The organism is Lactobacillus sp. ESL0701 (assembly GCF_029433445.1).
Lineage (GTDB): Bacteria > Bacillota > Bacilli > Lactobacillales > Lactobacillaceae > Lactobacillus.
Window position 1 is genome coordinate 169,414 of record NZ_JAQTIC010000001.1, and the last position, 13,570, is coordinate 182,983.

General features: G+C 40.0%; 14 protein-coding genes. 10 read left to right on the forward strand and 4 right to left on the reverse strand.

Annotation, left to right across the window (positions count from 1 at the left end; translation table 11 throughout):
* The first annotated feature begins 83 nt into the window (after positions 1-83).
* Positions 84-2,033 (forward strand): M13 family metallopeptidase, encoded by a 1,950-nt coding sequence (locus PT281_RS00775; RefSeq protein WP_277151127.1) that lies wholly within the window; start codon positions 84-86, stop codon positions 2,031-2,033.
* A 62-nt stretch (positions 2,034-2,095) separates the two neighbouring features.
* On the opposite strand, the gene PT281_RS00780 is transcribed toward PT281_RS00775, so the two are convergent.
* From PT281_RS00780 to PT281_RS00790, 3 genes are all read right to left on the reverse strand, one after another.
* Positions 2,096-4,123 (reverse strand): KUP/HAK/KT family potassium transporter, encoded by a 2,028-nt coding sequence (locus PT281_RS00780; RefSeq protein ID WP_277151129.1) that lies wholly within the window; start codon positions 4,121-4,123, stop codon positions 2,096-2,098.
* A 118-nt stretch (positions 4,124-4,241) separates the two neighbouring features.
* Positions 4,242-4,664 carry a hypothetical protein gene (locus PT281_RS00785; RefSeq protein ID WP_277151131.1) on the reverse strand — a complete coding sequence of 141 codons (423 nt, stop codon included), beginning with the start codon at positions 4,662-4,664 and terminating at the stop codon, positions 4,242-4,244.
* Positions 4,665-4,891: 227 nt separating this feature from the next.
* Entirely contained in the window at positions 4,892-5,761 is an 870-nt protein-coding gene (locus tag PT281_RS00790) for a hypothetical protein (protein ID WP_277151133.1), read from the reverse strand.
* Between the two features lie 198 nt (positions 5,762-5,959).
* Between PT281_RS00790 and PT281_RS00795 the strand changes: the two genes are divergently transcribed.
* Positions 5,960-6,625, forward strand: a complete 666-nt coding sequence (locus PT281_RS00795; protein WP_277151135.1) for a type 1 glutamine amidotransferase — start codon at positions 5,960-5,962, stop codon at positions 6,623-6,625.
* 49 nt (positions 6,626-6,674) lie between these two features.
* On the opposite strand, the gene PT281_RS00800 is transcribed toward PT281_RS00795, so the two are convergent.
* Positions 6,675-7,589, reverse strand: a complete 915-nt coding sequence (locus PT281_RS00800; protein WP_277151137.1) for a proline-specific peptidase family protein — start codon at positions 7,587-7,589, stop codon at positions 6,675-6,677.
* Positions 7,590-7,756: 167 nt separating this feature from the next.
* Between PT281_RS00800 and PT281_RS00805 the strand changes: the two genes are divergently transcribed.
* The 8 genes from PT281_RS00805 (at position 7,757) to PT281_RS00840 (ending at position 13,426) form a co-directional block, all read left to right on the forward strand.
* Complete coding sequence (locus PT281_RS00805; RefSeq protein WP_277151139.1) at positions 7,757-8,506, forward strand: PAS domain-containing protein; 750 nt, start codon at positions 7,757-7,759, stop codon at positions 8,504-8,506.
* 89 nt (positions 8,507-8,595) lie between these two features.
* Positions 8,596-9,045, forward strand: a complete 450-nt coding sequence (locus tag PT281_RS00810; RefSeq protein WP_277151141.1) for a DUF3290 domain-containing protein — start codon at positions 8,596-8,598, stop codon at positions 9,043-9,045.
* Positions 9,046-9,056: 11 nt separating this feature from the next.
* Positions 9,057-9,692, forward strand: coding sequence for a DUF421 domain-containing protein (locus PT281_RS00815; RefSeq protein ID WP_277151143.1), 636 nt, complete (start codon positions 9,057-9,059; stop codon positions 9,690-9,692).
* Positions 9,693-9,703: 11 nt separating this feature from the next.
* A complete protein-coding gene (locus PT281_RS00820; RefSeq protein ID WP_277151145.1) occupies positions 9,704-10,519 on the forward strand; it encodes a Sir2 family NAD-dependent protein deacetylase in 816 nt (271 codons plus the stop codon).
* A gap of 11 nt (positions 10,520-10,530) precedes the next feature.
* Positions 10,531-11,484 carry an exonuclease domain-containing protein gene (locus tag PT281_RS00825; RefSeq protein WP_277151147.1) on the forward strand — a complete coding sequence of 318 codons (954 nt, stop codon included), beginning with the start codon at positions 10,531-10,533 and terminating at the stop codon, positions 11,482-11,484.
* Between the two features lie 120 nt (positions 11,485-11,604).
* Positions 11,605-12,465: a DNA/RNA non-specific endonuclease gene (locus PT281_RS00830; protein ID WP_277151149.1), complete on the forward strand. Its 861-nt coding sequence runs from the start codon at positions 11,605-11,607 to the stop codon at positions 12,463-12,465.
* 429 nt (positions 12,466-12,894) lie between these two features.
* Entirely contained in the window at positions 12,895-13,107 is a 213-nt protein-coding gene (locus PT281_RS00835; RefSeq protein ID WP_277151151.1) for a DUF1659 domain-containing protein, read from the forward strand.
* Positions 13,108-13,150: 43 nt separating this feature from the next.
* Positions 13,151-13,426, forward strand: a complete 276-nt coding sequence (locus PT281_RS00840) for a DUF2922 domain-containing protein (protein ID WP_277151153.1) — start codon at positions 13,151-13,153, stop codon at positions 13,424-13,426.
* Positions 13,427-13,570 lie beyond the last annotated feature (144 nt).

Sequence of the window (13,570 nt, forward strand, 5' to 3'; positions counted from 1 at the left end):
AATATTTTTTAACAATAGTTATTTAATTGAAATGATATTATTAATTTAACTTATTTTAATTTAATATCAGGGAGGATTTTTGAATGAAAAAATTTATTGCAGTTCGAGGTGGCAGTGGTAATGTTATTGAGCCTAAAGTGGGCACTAGACCACAGGACAATATGTACCTTGCCGTTAATTCAGAATGGTTAGAAAAAACTGAAATTCCATCTGACCGTTCACGAATGGCATCATTTGATGGCATTGATGTTAATGTTGAAAAGCATTTGATGGCTGACTTTGCGGATTTTGCTGCTGGCAAAAAGGATATTCCTGATGTGCCCAATATGGATAAGGCTGTCGAATTATATAAATTGGCCAAAGACTTCACCAAGCGTAATGAAGATGGTGCCGCACCAATTAAGTCAGACTTGGAATTGTTAAAAGATATCAGAGATTTTTCTGATTATAATTTGAATGCTCCAGATTTGGCTACTTTTGCATCAATTCCGTTTAGCTTAAGTGTTGAGCCAGATATGAAGAATACTAAGATTAACGTGCTCAACTTTGCTGGTCCAGGAACATTTTTGCCTGATACAACAACTTATGAAACTGCTGATGCCGCAAAGTTACTAGCAATCTTACAGAAGCAATCTGTTAAATTACTGGAGATGGCAGGGGTTGAAACTGCTGAAGCTGAAAAGTACGCCGCAGATGCAATTAAGTTTGATGCCAAGCTGGCTAAAGTAGTTAAATCAACTGAAGAATGGGCTGATTACCCAGCTTGCTACAACCCGATGAAGATTGCAGACTTTGAAGCCAAATTTAAAGACTTTAAGATTGGTTACTACTTAAAGGAAGTTGTTGGCGAAGAACCTGACCGCATTATTGTTGAAGAGCCACGCTATCTTGACCACGTTAATGAAATTATCAACAAGTCTAATTTTGATGAGATTAAGGGTTGGATGATTATTAACTTCATTAATGATGTAGCTTCAGACTTGTCACAAGAATTTCGTGAAGCTGCCTTTCCATTTAGTCAGGCTTTGTCAGGTCAACCAAAATTGCAATCGGGTGAAAAGCAGGCATATCATATTGCTAATGGTACTTTTAGCGAAGTTGTTGGCGTTTATTATGGTCAGACTTACTTTGGTGCTGATGCCAAAAAAGACGTTGAAGATATGATTCGCCGGATGCTGGCTGTTTATGAAGAACGCTTGCAAAACAATAGCTGGCTCTCAGAAGCAACTAAGAAGAAGGCAGTTGTTAAGCTGGATGCTTTGGAATTAAAGATTGGCTATCCAGATAAGATTGAAGAAATTTACAATCGTTTGCAAGTTGTTCCAGCCAGTCAAGGTGGCAGTCTCTATTCAAATGGTCGTGCTTTTGCTGTTGAAGAACAAAAGTATAATATTGAACAGCTGCATAAGGAAGTTGATCGGACAGTTTGGGCAATGCCAGGGAATTTGGTTAATGCTTGTTATGATCCGCAAAGAAACGACTTGACGTTCCCAGCCGCTATTTTACAAGCACCATTTTATGATTTGAAGCAGGATCGTGCAACTAACTTTGGTGGTATTGGTACAGTAATTGCCCACGAAGTTTCGCATGCTTTTGACAATAATGGGGCGCAATTTGATGAGTTAGGTAATATGACTAACTGGTGGACCGACGAAGATTACGCCGAATTTAAGAAGCGGACACAGGCTGAAATTGATATCTTTGATGGCATTGAATATGGTCCGGTTAAATTGAACGGTAAGCAGATTGTTTCTGAAAATATTGCCGATCAAGGTGGTTTGACAGCTGCAGTTGAGGCCGCTAAAAATGAAGGCGACGATTTGAAGAAGTTGTTTGAAAACTTTGCTCGAATTTGGGCTAACAAGCAATTGACTGAATCAATTAAGACACAAACGGCTGTTGATGTTCACGCGCCGGGTCCTGAGCGAGCTAATGTTCAAATTCAATGTCAAGACGACTTCTATAAGGTCTTTGACGTGAAGCCAACTGATGGTATGTGGCTTGATCCAGACAAGCGAGTTCACATTTGGTAATTTAATTAATATGAAAAAAGTGCAGTAGCAATTAAGCTACTGCACTTTTTGTGTTTAAAATTTTAATTTTCTTCGTTCTTTAAATTAGAATAGTCGCGTGTTGCTACCCGTTTGATGTGTAAATTACGTTCGGGCTTGCCTAAGATCAGAGGGACACGTTCGACAACTGTATCGGTGTATTCAAGGCCAAACCAAGTTGCGGGGTTAGATGATAAATTCTGCAGCCAAACCCGTGCTTGAACAATCCACTTGTCAAAGCCCTTAAGTTTCGTCAATGGACTAACGACGTCGTTAACAATAACGAAGGAGAAGTCGCCAACTTCACGTCCAGGCATTGTAGTGTATTCTTGTGGTTGTGCTTCAATTGTGCCGTCTTTGATTAAGTCATGGACAATTTGCCGCAAGTAGACGTTAACACTAGTCTGCTTTTTGAAACCGAGGAACAATTGAACGTTAATCACGTTCTTAGTGTCGTAAGTGTTAACGGCATATTTGGCAGTGAATGGTTCGTTAGTAATATTGACTGAGACAAACCAATAAGCATGTGCCCGCTTAGGGCGTTTATCCAAGATTGAATACAAAATTTCGCGTTTAATGAACTTATTGTACTTAACCTTAGCCATGTAAACTAAGTTAGTGGCATAGACAGGGAAGTCATCATCATGACTTAAGTCCGTTAGCATATCAGTAAATTCGTCAAGACGTACGTAAGTATTAGCACCTTCGTGCTTGTCGCGCACTTTGTTGCCAAAGTACCAGATGAACATAATAATGCCGATAAAGCCGGCAATTAAGACAGTTACGTAACCACCACGCATGAACTTGGTCAAACTAGAAATCAAGAACATGCTTTCGATGAAACCAAACACTAATAAGAAGCTTAGTCGCAAAAGCAGTGGCGTCTTTTTGGTACCTAAATATTCGAATAATAATAGCGTGGTCATTAGCATCGTTACCGTGATCGACAGACCATAGGCTGCTTCCATGTGTTCAGATGTTTGGAAGAAAATAACAATGGCGATTGTGGCCACACAGAGCATCTTGTTTACAGATGGGATATAAATCTGTCCGTGTTCGGTAGTTGGATAGTTGATATTCATCCGCGGCAGGAATTTTAATCCGCTGGCTTCAGAAACTAGGGTAAAAGAGCCGGTAATCAAGGCTTGTGAGGCAATAATAGCAGCAACAGTTGCCAAAATAATGGCAAATAATCGTAAGTTGCCTGGAACAGCTTCAAAGAAAGGATTTAGCTCGGTACCGTGAGTTTGGTAATTAGGATTTTGCAAAATCCAAACGCCTTGACCAAGGTAGTTGAGAGCTAAACAAATGAAAACATACGGCCAAGAACCATGAATGTTGCCTTTACCAACATGACCAACATCAGAATATAAGGCTTCAGCCCCAGTAGTTGCCAAAAAGATTGATCCTAGGATGAAGATTCCCACCTTGTTAGCCGGACTAAATAGAATCTTAATTGCCCAATATGGATTAAGTGCTTCTAAAATTGACCAGTCATGTGACATGTTGAGAATGCCAATTGCACCTAAAAAGGTGAACCAGACAAGCATAATGGGACCAAATGCCTTACCAATACTGCTGGTACCCAGCATTTGAATAGAGAACAATAGCAGCAAAATCACGATAGTAATAACAATAACCATTGTTTGGCTGGGAACCGGAATACTCGAGCCAAACTTCATGTTTTTTAACCCCTCAATTGAGGTGGTAACTGTTACGGCTGGCGTCAGTGTTCCGTCAGCCAGTAATGCCGCACCACCGACTAAGGCTGGAACCACCAGCCACTTGGCACGCTTACGTACTAGTGCATAAAGGGCGAAGATCCCACCTTCGCCGCGGTTAGTTGCGTTGAGCGCGACCATTACGTATTTGACAGTTGTTAGTAAAGTAACCGTCCAGAAAATCAACGAGATTGAACCTAAAATTAATTCACGATTAACATTGGCTATACCGCCATTACCATTTAGGATTGATTTCATTACGTAAAGGGGACTAGTCCCAATATCACCGTAAACAATCCCAATTGTAATTAACAGCCCAGCAGCTGAAATTCGCTTCTTTTTTTGATCCATAGTTATCTGTACTCCCATAGACTAAAATAATATTTGTTTTTAAGTAAAAAAGAATGTCCAAAAAGGCATTCTCGTTAAGTATCTATTGTGTTCTTTTTTTAGCTGTAGTACAAGTAAATTATGACAAAGAATTTTCGATTTTATTGCGGCAATCTTCATACCAATTGTCCCAATCAGCATAAGTTGTCATGTTACTTGGGTCAACTTCATCTTGTTTGGCGATTTCGTCAATCAGATTTTGGAAGTTATTTGCATGATATTGCAAAGCGTGTCTGATTAATTCTTTACGTGAAAAATGAATATTATCAAGCAAATAGTGGTTGATATCAACCATATTTGCATTAGTATCGTAACGATCCATAATTTCCAAATCACGTTGATTGAATTGAGAAATGTAGAAGTCAGTGAAGACTTGCAAGTAGTCAGGCTGCTCAGCAAATTCTTCCTCAGTCATAGTAGACCAATTTGCATCTGGCATGACAACTTTAAGTTCATCATTTTCTTGTTCAGTATCTTTAGTGTTATTTTCTTGTTCAGTCAATGCGGACACTCCTTTAATAAAAATAGGACACGTGAAAGTCAATAGTCATTTTACCGAGTTTAAGCGGTAAAAGCAACTATTGCGGTAATTCATGTTAAATATAGTAGATTTGCATTCGATGATATCTATCTAATTATATCATGTTTTTACTTGGTTAAATTGAACTTTGAAAGATAAAACTCGTCCTGCTGTTAAGCGGACGAGTTGAGGTAAATTACCTTAAAGTACTATGGCTTCAGGTAATTTTGCACATCTTGTTTTGTAATTTGACTAGGATCGCTATGTCCTGTGCTTCTATACATGTCAATTAGATCTTGCGGACTCCATGACATCGGGTCAAAGCCGAGACTTTTAAGCTTTTTGCGTAGCTGCGCGATTTGGCTGGTGCCGACAGTTTTGCCGTTAACCTTGTGGTTGCCCATTGCACCTTCACCGGTTTTGCCGGCATTGCCAGTATCACCAATCGCCGAGTTGTTAGTTGGGGTTTGGCTTTTAGCGGTGGTTACACTACTACCATTGTCTTTAGCTGCTTCTTTGTTATTGGCAATTCCTTTTTGTGCCTTATCCTTATATTTAGCGTAGTATTTGCCATCAATGTAAGGTAAGTTAAGGATTTTTTGGTAGTGGTCAACAGCTTGCTGGTATTGTTTATCTTGTTCGGCCTTTTTGGCTTGGTCAAAGAGCGGCTTCAATTCATGCTCGTAGTTGTCTTTAACATCTTTAAGAGTTGTCTTCAGTTTTTGACCTTGCTTAATTAGCAGGGAATAACCATGATTCTCATGAATAACGTTATCAACCGTATTTAAGGCATCGGTATATTCGCCATCTTTAGCATCGGCAATTGCCGAGAGCATCCCGTCAGCTTGGTTCTTGTATGCCGTAGCTAGTGATGTTTCTTTGATTTTACCGGCTTTAGCAAAGTCGCTGCTGGCACGGACGTAATCCTTGTCCATTACCGCGTTCTTACCATTATCAATTGCTTCAGTATATGCGGCGTTAACTTGATTGCTGCTAGCCTTTTGGGTGCCGTAAATGACGCCACCGCCAAGTGCAATAAGAGCAACTGCCACAATTGTCCAAATCGTAGTTTTTTTCATAATAGGAAATATCCTCCTTATTAACTTATCCTAATTATAATTGCTTAGAACATATTTGACCACTTTGGGTGCTTTCTTAAATAAAAAATAATTACAATTATCACTTTACTAATTAAACATTTAAACTTATTTAAATACGAAAGCAGATAATAATGTATTATTATTGGTTAATAAGACATTTTGAAAGAAGGCTGTGATATGCGCGTTAATATCTTACAACATACCCCTAATGAAGGACCGGGCTCAATCATTGATTGGGCTGAGAGCCGCGGACATGAAGTTTATACGTATCATCCGTATCAGTTTGGTTATTTGCCAATTGCCGAGCAGACGGATATGTTAATTATTTTGGGCGGACCAATGAGCCCAAATGATGATTTGTCGTGGATTAAGCAGGAACGGGCTTTAATCAAAGAATTGCTGGCTCAAGATAAGCCAATCTTTGGTGTTTGCTTTGGTGCCCAGCAAATCGCTAAGACATTGGGTGCCACGATTAAAAAGGCTGCAGTTAAAGAAGTTGGTTGGGAACCTGTACATTTGGCAACAACGGTAATTCCTAAATTACCAGCTGAACTGCTTGCCTTGCATTGGCATGAAGAAATGTTTGAATTGCCAGCAGGCAGCCAGTTATTGTTTTCAACTAAATACCACCAAAATCAGGGCTTCGTCATTGGTCACCGCGTAATAGGTCTGCAATTTCACTTTGAACCTAAAGCCAATAACGTTCGCGAAATGGTCGTTAATGATTTTCCTTATATTAAGGGGTCAATTCTGGGACAAACGGCAGCTGATATTTTGGGTCAAGCAGTCCCCGCTGAAAACAAGCAGGTCATGTTTGACTTGCTGGACTACATTACTAATTAGTTCTGGGCAAACAAAAAGCGTAACTCAATCATGAGCTGCGCTTTTTTGTTTATTCACCCTTAAAAGTCTCAGCTTCAACTTCCTTGATGAAGTCAGCTAGATGCTTGTAGTAGACGGCAGGGTTGTCAACCATGTGGTGGTGACCACCGTCTGGAGTAGTAACAAGGTGTGAGTTAGGAATTTCCTTTTGCATCGTTTTAGCAGTGGCAATCGGCATTGTTTCGTTCTCGCCAAAAGTGAGCAATGTCGGCACCTTGATGTTCTTGAGTTGATCTCTGAAGTGCCAGTCCTTTAACTTACCAGTAATTACGAATTCGTTGTCGCCTTGGAAGGCATTATAAACGGCAGTGCCGCCAATATCTTTCAAATGGTAAAGCTTGGACGGCTGCTTACGGTCGACAAAGTTAATGTTCAAAATATTAACGTCGGCTTGGTAACGTTCGTTATCGTAATCGTTGTTTTCTTCACATTGGTGCATGAAGTCAATTTCAGTTTGCGGAAGGACTTCTTGCCGGCGGCGGTTAACTGAAGCAACGTATTCGTCAATCTCGTCAACCATTGAAGAAATGATGGCCCCCTTCAAGTGTTGACCATACTTAACGGCATATTCTTGAACTAATAAGCCGCCCCAGCTTTGACCGATTAAGTAAACGTTGTCTAAGCCTAATTTAGCCCGAACTTCGTCAACTTCATCCAAAAAGTATTCATAAGTCAGATACTTTTTAGCAATTTCAGGATCAGAATAATCAGGTTGATCGGAATAAAGTGAACCAAGTTGATCGTACATGGTTACTTGTACGTCTAAGCCTTGCTTCTTCAATTGTTCAGCAGTATCTTCCCAATATTCATGGTTACCGCCGGGACCACCGTGCAAGGCCAAGAGGTGAATATCGCCGTGACCTTGGGTATTGGTCCATAAGTGGTAACCGTTGTCTAAAGTAATAATTTTAGTACCAGTTTTCATAGTATCTCCTTTGTGCTAGTAGTTACACTATATTTTAGCTCATAACTATATGAAAGAAAAATTACAAACACGGTAAAAAATAATTTTTTAATTATTAGTGCAAGTTAAGCGCTTTTATAATATAATTATATTGTTATAAAGTGATTTATTGAACAAGGAGAATGAAAATGGCAGAACCTAAGTGGTTAAAAAATATGAATCCTGATGAATATATGCAAGAAGACTTTGATGCTAAGGGCAAGAGTCGCTATACAGTTAGTGGGATTAATAAGGAAGATCCAGACTGGTTAGACCAAGCTGCAGAGAAAGTTCACGCGGCTGAAGGCGACGATTATGTTAAGCTCGACAGTGGCTTGTTAACTGTTAATCAAATTAACTGGATGTTGCGCGACACAATTGGTGAGTTATCGTTTGTCGATGAAAACAACCAATTTTTGTGGTACAACCGACCAGTTGACCCGCATACCAAGATGAAGGCTAAGCGGGTCCCAGAACAAGTCGGTAATACGATGAATGATGTCCACCCGCATGTTGCTGATGTAATTCAGGAAACCAAGAAAGTGGTTCATGCCCTGCGTACAAGACAAGATGGTCATGATGATGTCTATATGCCTGTTCCTACCGGCAACTTGAAGGAATTAGTGCTGCACTATTATAAGCGCGTAGTTGATGATGAAGGCAATTATGCCGGTATTTATGAATGGGTTCAGGATTTGTACCCATTAGTCAAGTACTTCTGTGAAACTACTGGTCAAAAGCTGGTAATTGATGAAGATGCGACAACTGGAGCAACTTATAGACGTAATTCTGATCCTGATGCGGCATCTGGTGCTTCTACTAAGGCAGAAGCCGCTCAAGAAACGCCGGTAGAACCAGAGCCGGCAGTTGATACAGCTAGCGCGGCTTCCAAAAATTAAAAATTGCTGAGTAGTGGTTAACTAATAGTTGACCACTTTTTGCTATACTAAAAGCATAGATAATTGTTTAAGTTTGAGGCGAAAATGTAATGACTTTTTATACACTTAAATATATTGAGCAAAATCAAAGTACGAGTAAAACGATTCTTTATGTTTTAATTGCGGCGGCAGCATTAACGATGATTGTGTTTGCATTTTTGTATTTGCGGCACCGGTTTGACACGCGTTATCGTGATTTGGGAATTATCGCGTTATTGTTTTTACTATTATTTGTGGGAACACAATATGAAAAGTACGTCGAAACGACGCTAGTTAAGTCACAATCAGTTCAGATTGTACCGTTTATCAAGTCGGTTGCGCGCGATCAGGGCGTGGCGCAATCAGACGTATTAGTTAATTCGACAACTTTGCAGAACGGAATTATTGTGCGTGTTGACTCTAAAAATACAGATTATCAACTAAATTTAAATGAAGATAATAACAGCTATACGCTAAATAAAGCTCACGTTATTAACCATGATGTTAACGTGAAGAATTAGGAGGCTCAATCATGGATTATTTGCAGCTTTTTATTAAATTTACTCTTGGTGTGTTAACCCTGATTTTTCAGATTAATGTTTTTGGTAAAAGCAACTTGGCACCAACAACGGCGCTTGACCAATTGCAGAACTATGTCCTTGGTGGCATCATTGGTGGTGTAATTTACAATGCTAATATTTCTGTTCTGCAGTTTTTGCTGGTACTGATTGTTTGGACATTAGTTGTTTTCATTCTTAAATTTGCCCGTGAGCATAATAACTGGATTCGCAATATAATTGACGGCAAGCCAATTCAGGTGATCAAGGAAGGTAAAGTACTGGTTCGCAACTGTCTAATGGCGGGAATTTCGGCTAATGAATTAATGTTTAAATTGCGTAGTCAGGGGATCTATGCGGTTGAAAATGTTAAAAACTGTATTTTTGAAAAGAATGGGCAATTAACCGTTATTCAAAAAGATGAAACAAATATTCGTTTCCCTATTATTAATGATGGTCAAGTTAACCAAGATGTGCTTGAATTAATTCATAAAGATAATGATTGGCTTAGAGAAGAAGCACGCAAAGCTGGTTATCAGAACGTGAGCGACGTCTTTTTAGCTGATTTTAATCATGGTAAGCTGTCGTTCACGGGTTATCACGATAATTAGAAAAGGGAATTATGAATAGTATAGACAAGGCAAAAAAGCTGCTAGCTGATGCTGAGGTAGTTATTGTGACTGCAGGTAATGGCATGGCACAGGTTGAAGGGCTGGATATTTTAGCTCGTGAAAAGTTTGACCAAGAGTTTCCAACAATTGCGCAAAAATATGGTGTGCACACAATTGGGGATGCTCTGGATAAGAAGCTAGGGTCATGGCAGGAGCAGTGGCTTTTTTGGAGTCAGCTGGTTCAAAAATATTCCCTATCTTACAAGCCAAGCAAGACAATGCGGCAATTAAAGCAGTTGATTGGCAAGAAAGAGTATTTTATTGCGACCTCAACTTTTGGTCACTTTTTTGAAGCGGCGGGGTTTAACAAGAACCGGATTTTTAATGCCTTTGGTGATTGGACTAAGATGCAATGTTCGAGCGGCATTAACCACGGCTTACATGATGATCGGGCAGTCGTGGCAGAATTTGTAGCTAAAAACGCGGCAGATGTGGCGCTGGTACCTAAATGTAAGATTTGCGGTCAGCCAATGGAACTGCAGTTGCCATTGAATGAGCATTTTTATCCGGATACTGATGCTAATACACGGTTTCGCTGGTTTTTGACGGGGAATGAAGATAAGCGAGTGGTCTTCTTGGAACTAGGTGTCGACGACACAAGTCCTCAGCTGCTCGAGCCGATTGTTCAGTTGGTGCAGCAGTTCCCGCAGTGGTCGTATGTGGCAGCAGACTTAAAAGAAGAACTGCTGCCGGATAATTTGCAAGATCGCAGTGCAGCAGTCGGTATTGGTGCAGCAGCTTTAGTTGCAGACTTAGTGCAGAAGTAGTGAGAAGTAGAATGAGTATTTTGGTTAAAAATGGGGTGCTGCATGTTTCGGGTGCCCAAGATAAGTTGCGCGGCAAGGGACAAGAGTTGCCGAACTTTTTATCTGACTACACGATGCTGGATATTGAAACCACAGGTCTTAATCCTTATCGCGATCATGTGACAGAACTCGGTGGCGTGAAGGTTCGCGATAATGAAATTGTCGCGCAGTATAGCAACTTGGTGTGCTATCCACGTTCTAATAAGGTGCCGGCATTCATTACTAAGCTGAATGGGATTACTGAGCAGCAGCTACTTGATGAGGGTATTCCTGTGAAGCAGGCAATGACTGAATTTCGCGAGTTTATCGGGGACGATATGATTATTGGTTATAACGTTAACTTTGATTTGAATTTCTTGTATGATTTGACGAAAAAATTCAAGCTACCAGAGTTAAACAATGATTACGTTGATGTTCTGCGGCTGGCTCGGGTATATTATCCACGCCAGCATAATCGACTAATTGATTGTATCCAGCGGGCTGGGATTGCCCAAGTTGAGCAACATCATGGCTTGGCAGATTCGATTGATACGAAAAAGGTCTACGATGATTTTCGTGAGCACTTTACCTCTGAACTACTTGAGCAGGCTCAAAGCAGGGTGAAAAATCTGGATTTACTGGCAGATGAACTGGAATCTTGGCAATTAGGTCTGCACAATCCGGTTAACCATAAGAAGATTGTTTTCACTGGTGATTTGGGGATGGCTAATGATGAAGCAATGCAGCTAGTCGATAATTTAGGTGGTCAGGCGCAAACGCAAATCGCTCCTGATACTGATTACTTGATTATGGGCGACCATGATTTCTTTGATAAAAGTAATGCTGTTTGGCAAAAGGCTCAGGAATTTAATCAATCAGGCAGTAAAATTAAGCGTTGGTCTGAAGGGTTCTTCCTTAACCTGCTTGATGAATGGGCTAGAGGCTAGACCGACTTCACAATAGTTAAAGCGCACCATAATTGATTATGGGTGCTTTTTTATTGCAAATATTGCAAACAACAGTTCGATTGGCTATACTTAATGAATATTAATTAAGGAGCAAATTTCATGGTGCGCAGGCGAAGTAAACGAACCAGCAAAAAGAGCAGCAACTTTTGGTCAGTTGTGATTATTTTGATTGCCCTCGTGTGGGGTGTTTCGACTAAGGGCGGCAGTGACTCCAGTGGTAATCACCTGGTCAATCAGTTAACTGGTAAGAATCCGCAGACTACTGATGTGGGTAAGGCGCAGACAGCTTCTAAAGTTTATGGCGGTCTTGCACAAAAAGATTATCAAAAGTTGGCGCAATTGAACTTTAAGAGCGGGAGTAAGGCGTATATCACGGTAAATGATAATCATTCGACTTTGATTAAGGGAGCATGGAAGATTAATCGTGTAATTTATTCTGATCTCGACAGTTTGAATCGGACGTCACGCTCCAATACTGCCTTCTTAGAAAGGCGGAACGTGGCTAATGATAGTTTGCGTGTGCGTCAGTTTGTTGAACCAACGGCATGGCATTATAATCATCGCGGGCAAACACAACTATATAATCGCGGGCACATGATTGCCTATTCCGTGTCAGCTGGGATTGATCAGGAGGGTAATTACAACCCAGATAATCAATCAGGTGACCAAAATAACCCTAAGAACCTCTTTACACAGACAGCCTTTTCTAATCAGAAGATCCAGACAATTTTTGAAAGTAAAATTAGAGCAGCATTGCGGGCTAACAAGAAGGTTATTTATCAAGCAACGCCAATTTTTCGTGATAACGAATTAATGGCGCGCGGGATTAATTTACAAGCCGTTGCAACTGATGGCAGTCTTGACTTCAACGTGTACCTATTTAATGTGCAGCCAGACTATATTTTCGATTACGCCAATGGTCGTGCCAAAGTTAATCATGAACTGCAGGTAGTTGAATAATTTACTAGAGGACTATGTAAGTAGTCCTTTTTTGCTGGGGGTTATCCTTAGTAGCAGTTGACTTTTTAGCTAATATATAATAGCGTATTAGTTAGGCATTACAATTAATAAAACCAGATGGTGATTGTCTTGCCGCTAAAAGATGAAAGCAGGTGTAAGCTGCAGAAATTTACGATGGCAAATTATTAGCAGCAGTCAAAGATTTGGCTGTTTAGAAAAAACAATAAATATACTACTGAAGGGCTACTGCAATGCAGTAGCCTTTTGGTATAGATAAGATTCTAATAGTGAATTAAACTGTGATACTCAAATTCTTGCAACAAAAATGTTACACTTGGCGATTTCAATTCGTTAGTAATAGTGTAAGACATCTGGCGCGCGAGACACTTACACAAACGCAATTATTAATTACTAAGGAAGGTAACAATTATGAACTTTGAATTATCAGACCAATCAATCCAATATACTTTTTTGAATGAAAAATATGCTAACGGTGTTAAGACCCGCAACCTTAATAATGTCAAAGAGGGAGTAACGGCAGCTGAATTAGCAGATGTCGGGACGGCATTATCAGCTTTGCAAGGTGATAAATTAGGTGCAGCGATTTTAATTCAAAAGCAACTTGTACCATTGGCAGATTAGGACGAAATCAAGCGATTATTAAGAAAGAATAGGGGTAAAGATAATGACCAAGACAACCAAGACTTTACAATTAACATTTTTAAATGGTGAAAATAAACGCACTAGCTTATCACTGCCTGATGCAGCAAGCAACCTAGAGCCAGCTGCAGTTAAGGCAGCAATGGATACAATCGTCAAGGCTGATGCCTTCCAAAAGGATGGAGTTGATCTGTATAAGATTCCTCAATCTGCTGCATACATTGAACGGACTGTTACTGACATGTTTGACGATACTGCAAGTAAGCCAGAACAGCCTGCTAATCCTAGTCAGGTTGGCTAATATCATTAGAACAATTAAAGAGTTCTTCGATAGATAAAGATTTATAGAGGCAAGCATTCGTTAAGGGATGCTTGCCTTTTGTATTTTTGGGAAATCTGCTGGAGAAAAGTTTGGCAATATTTGATATAATATATTCTTGTATAT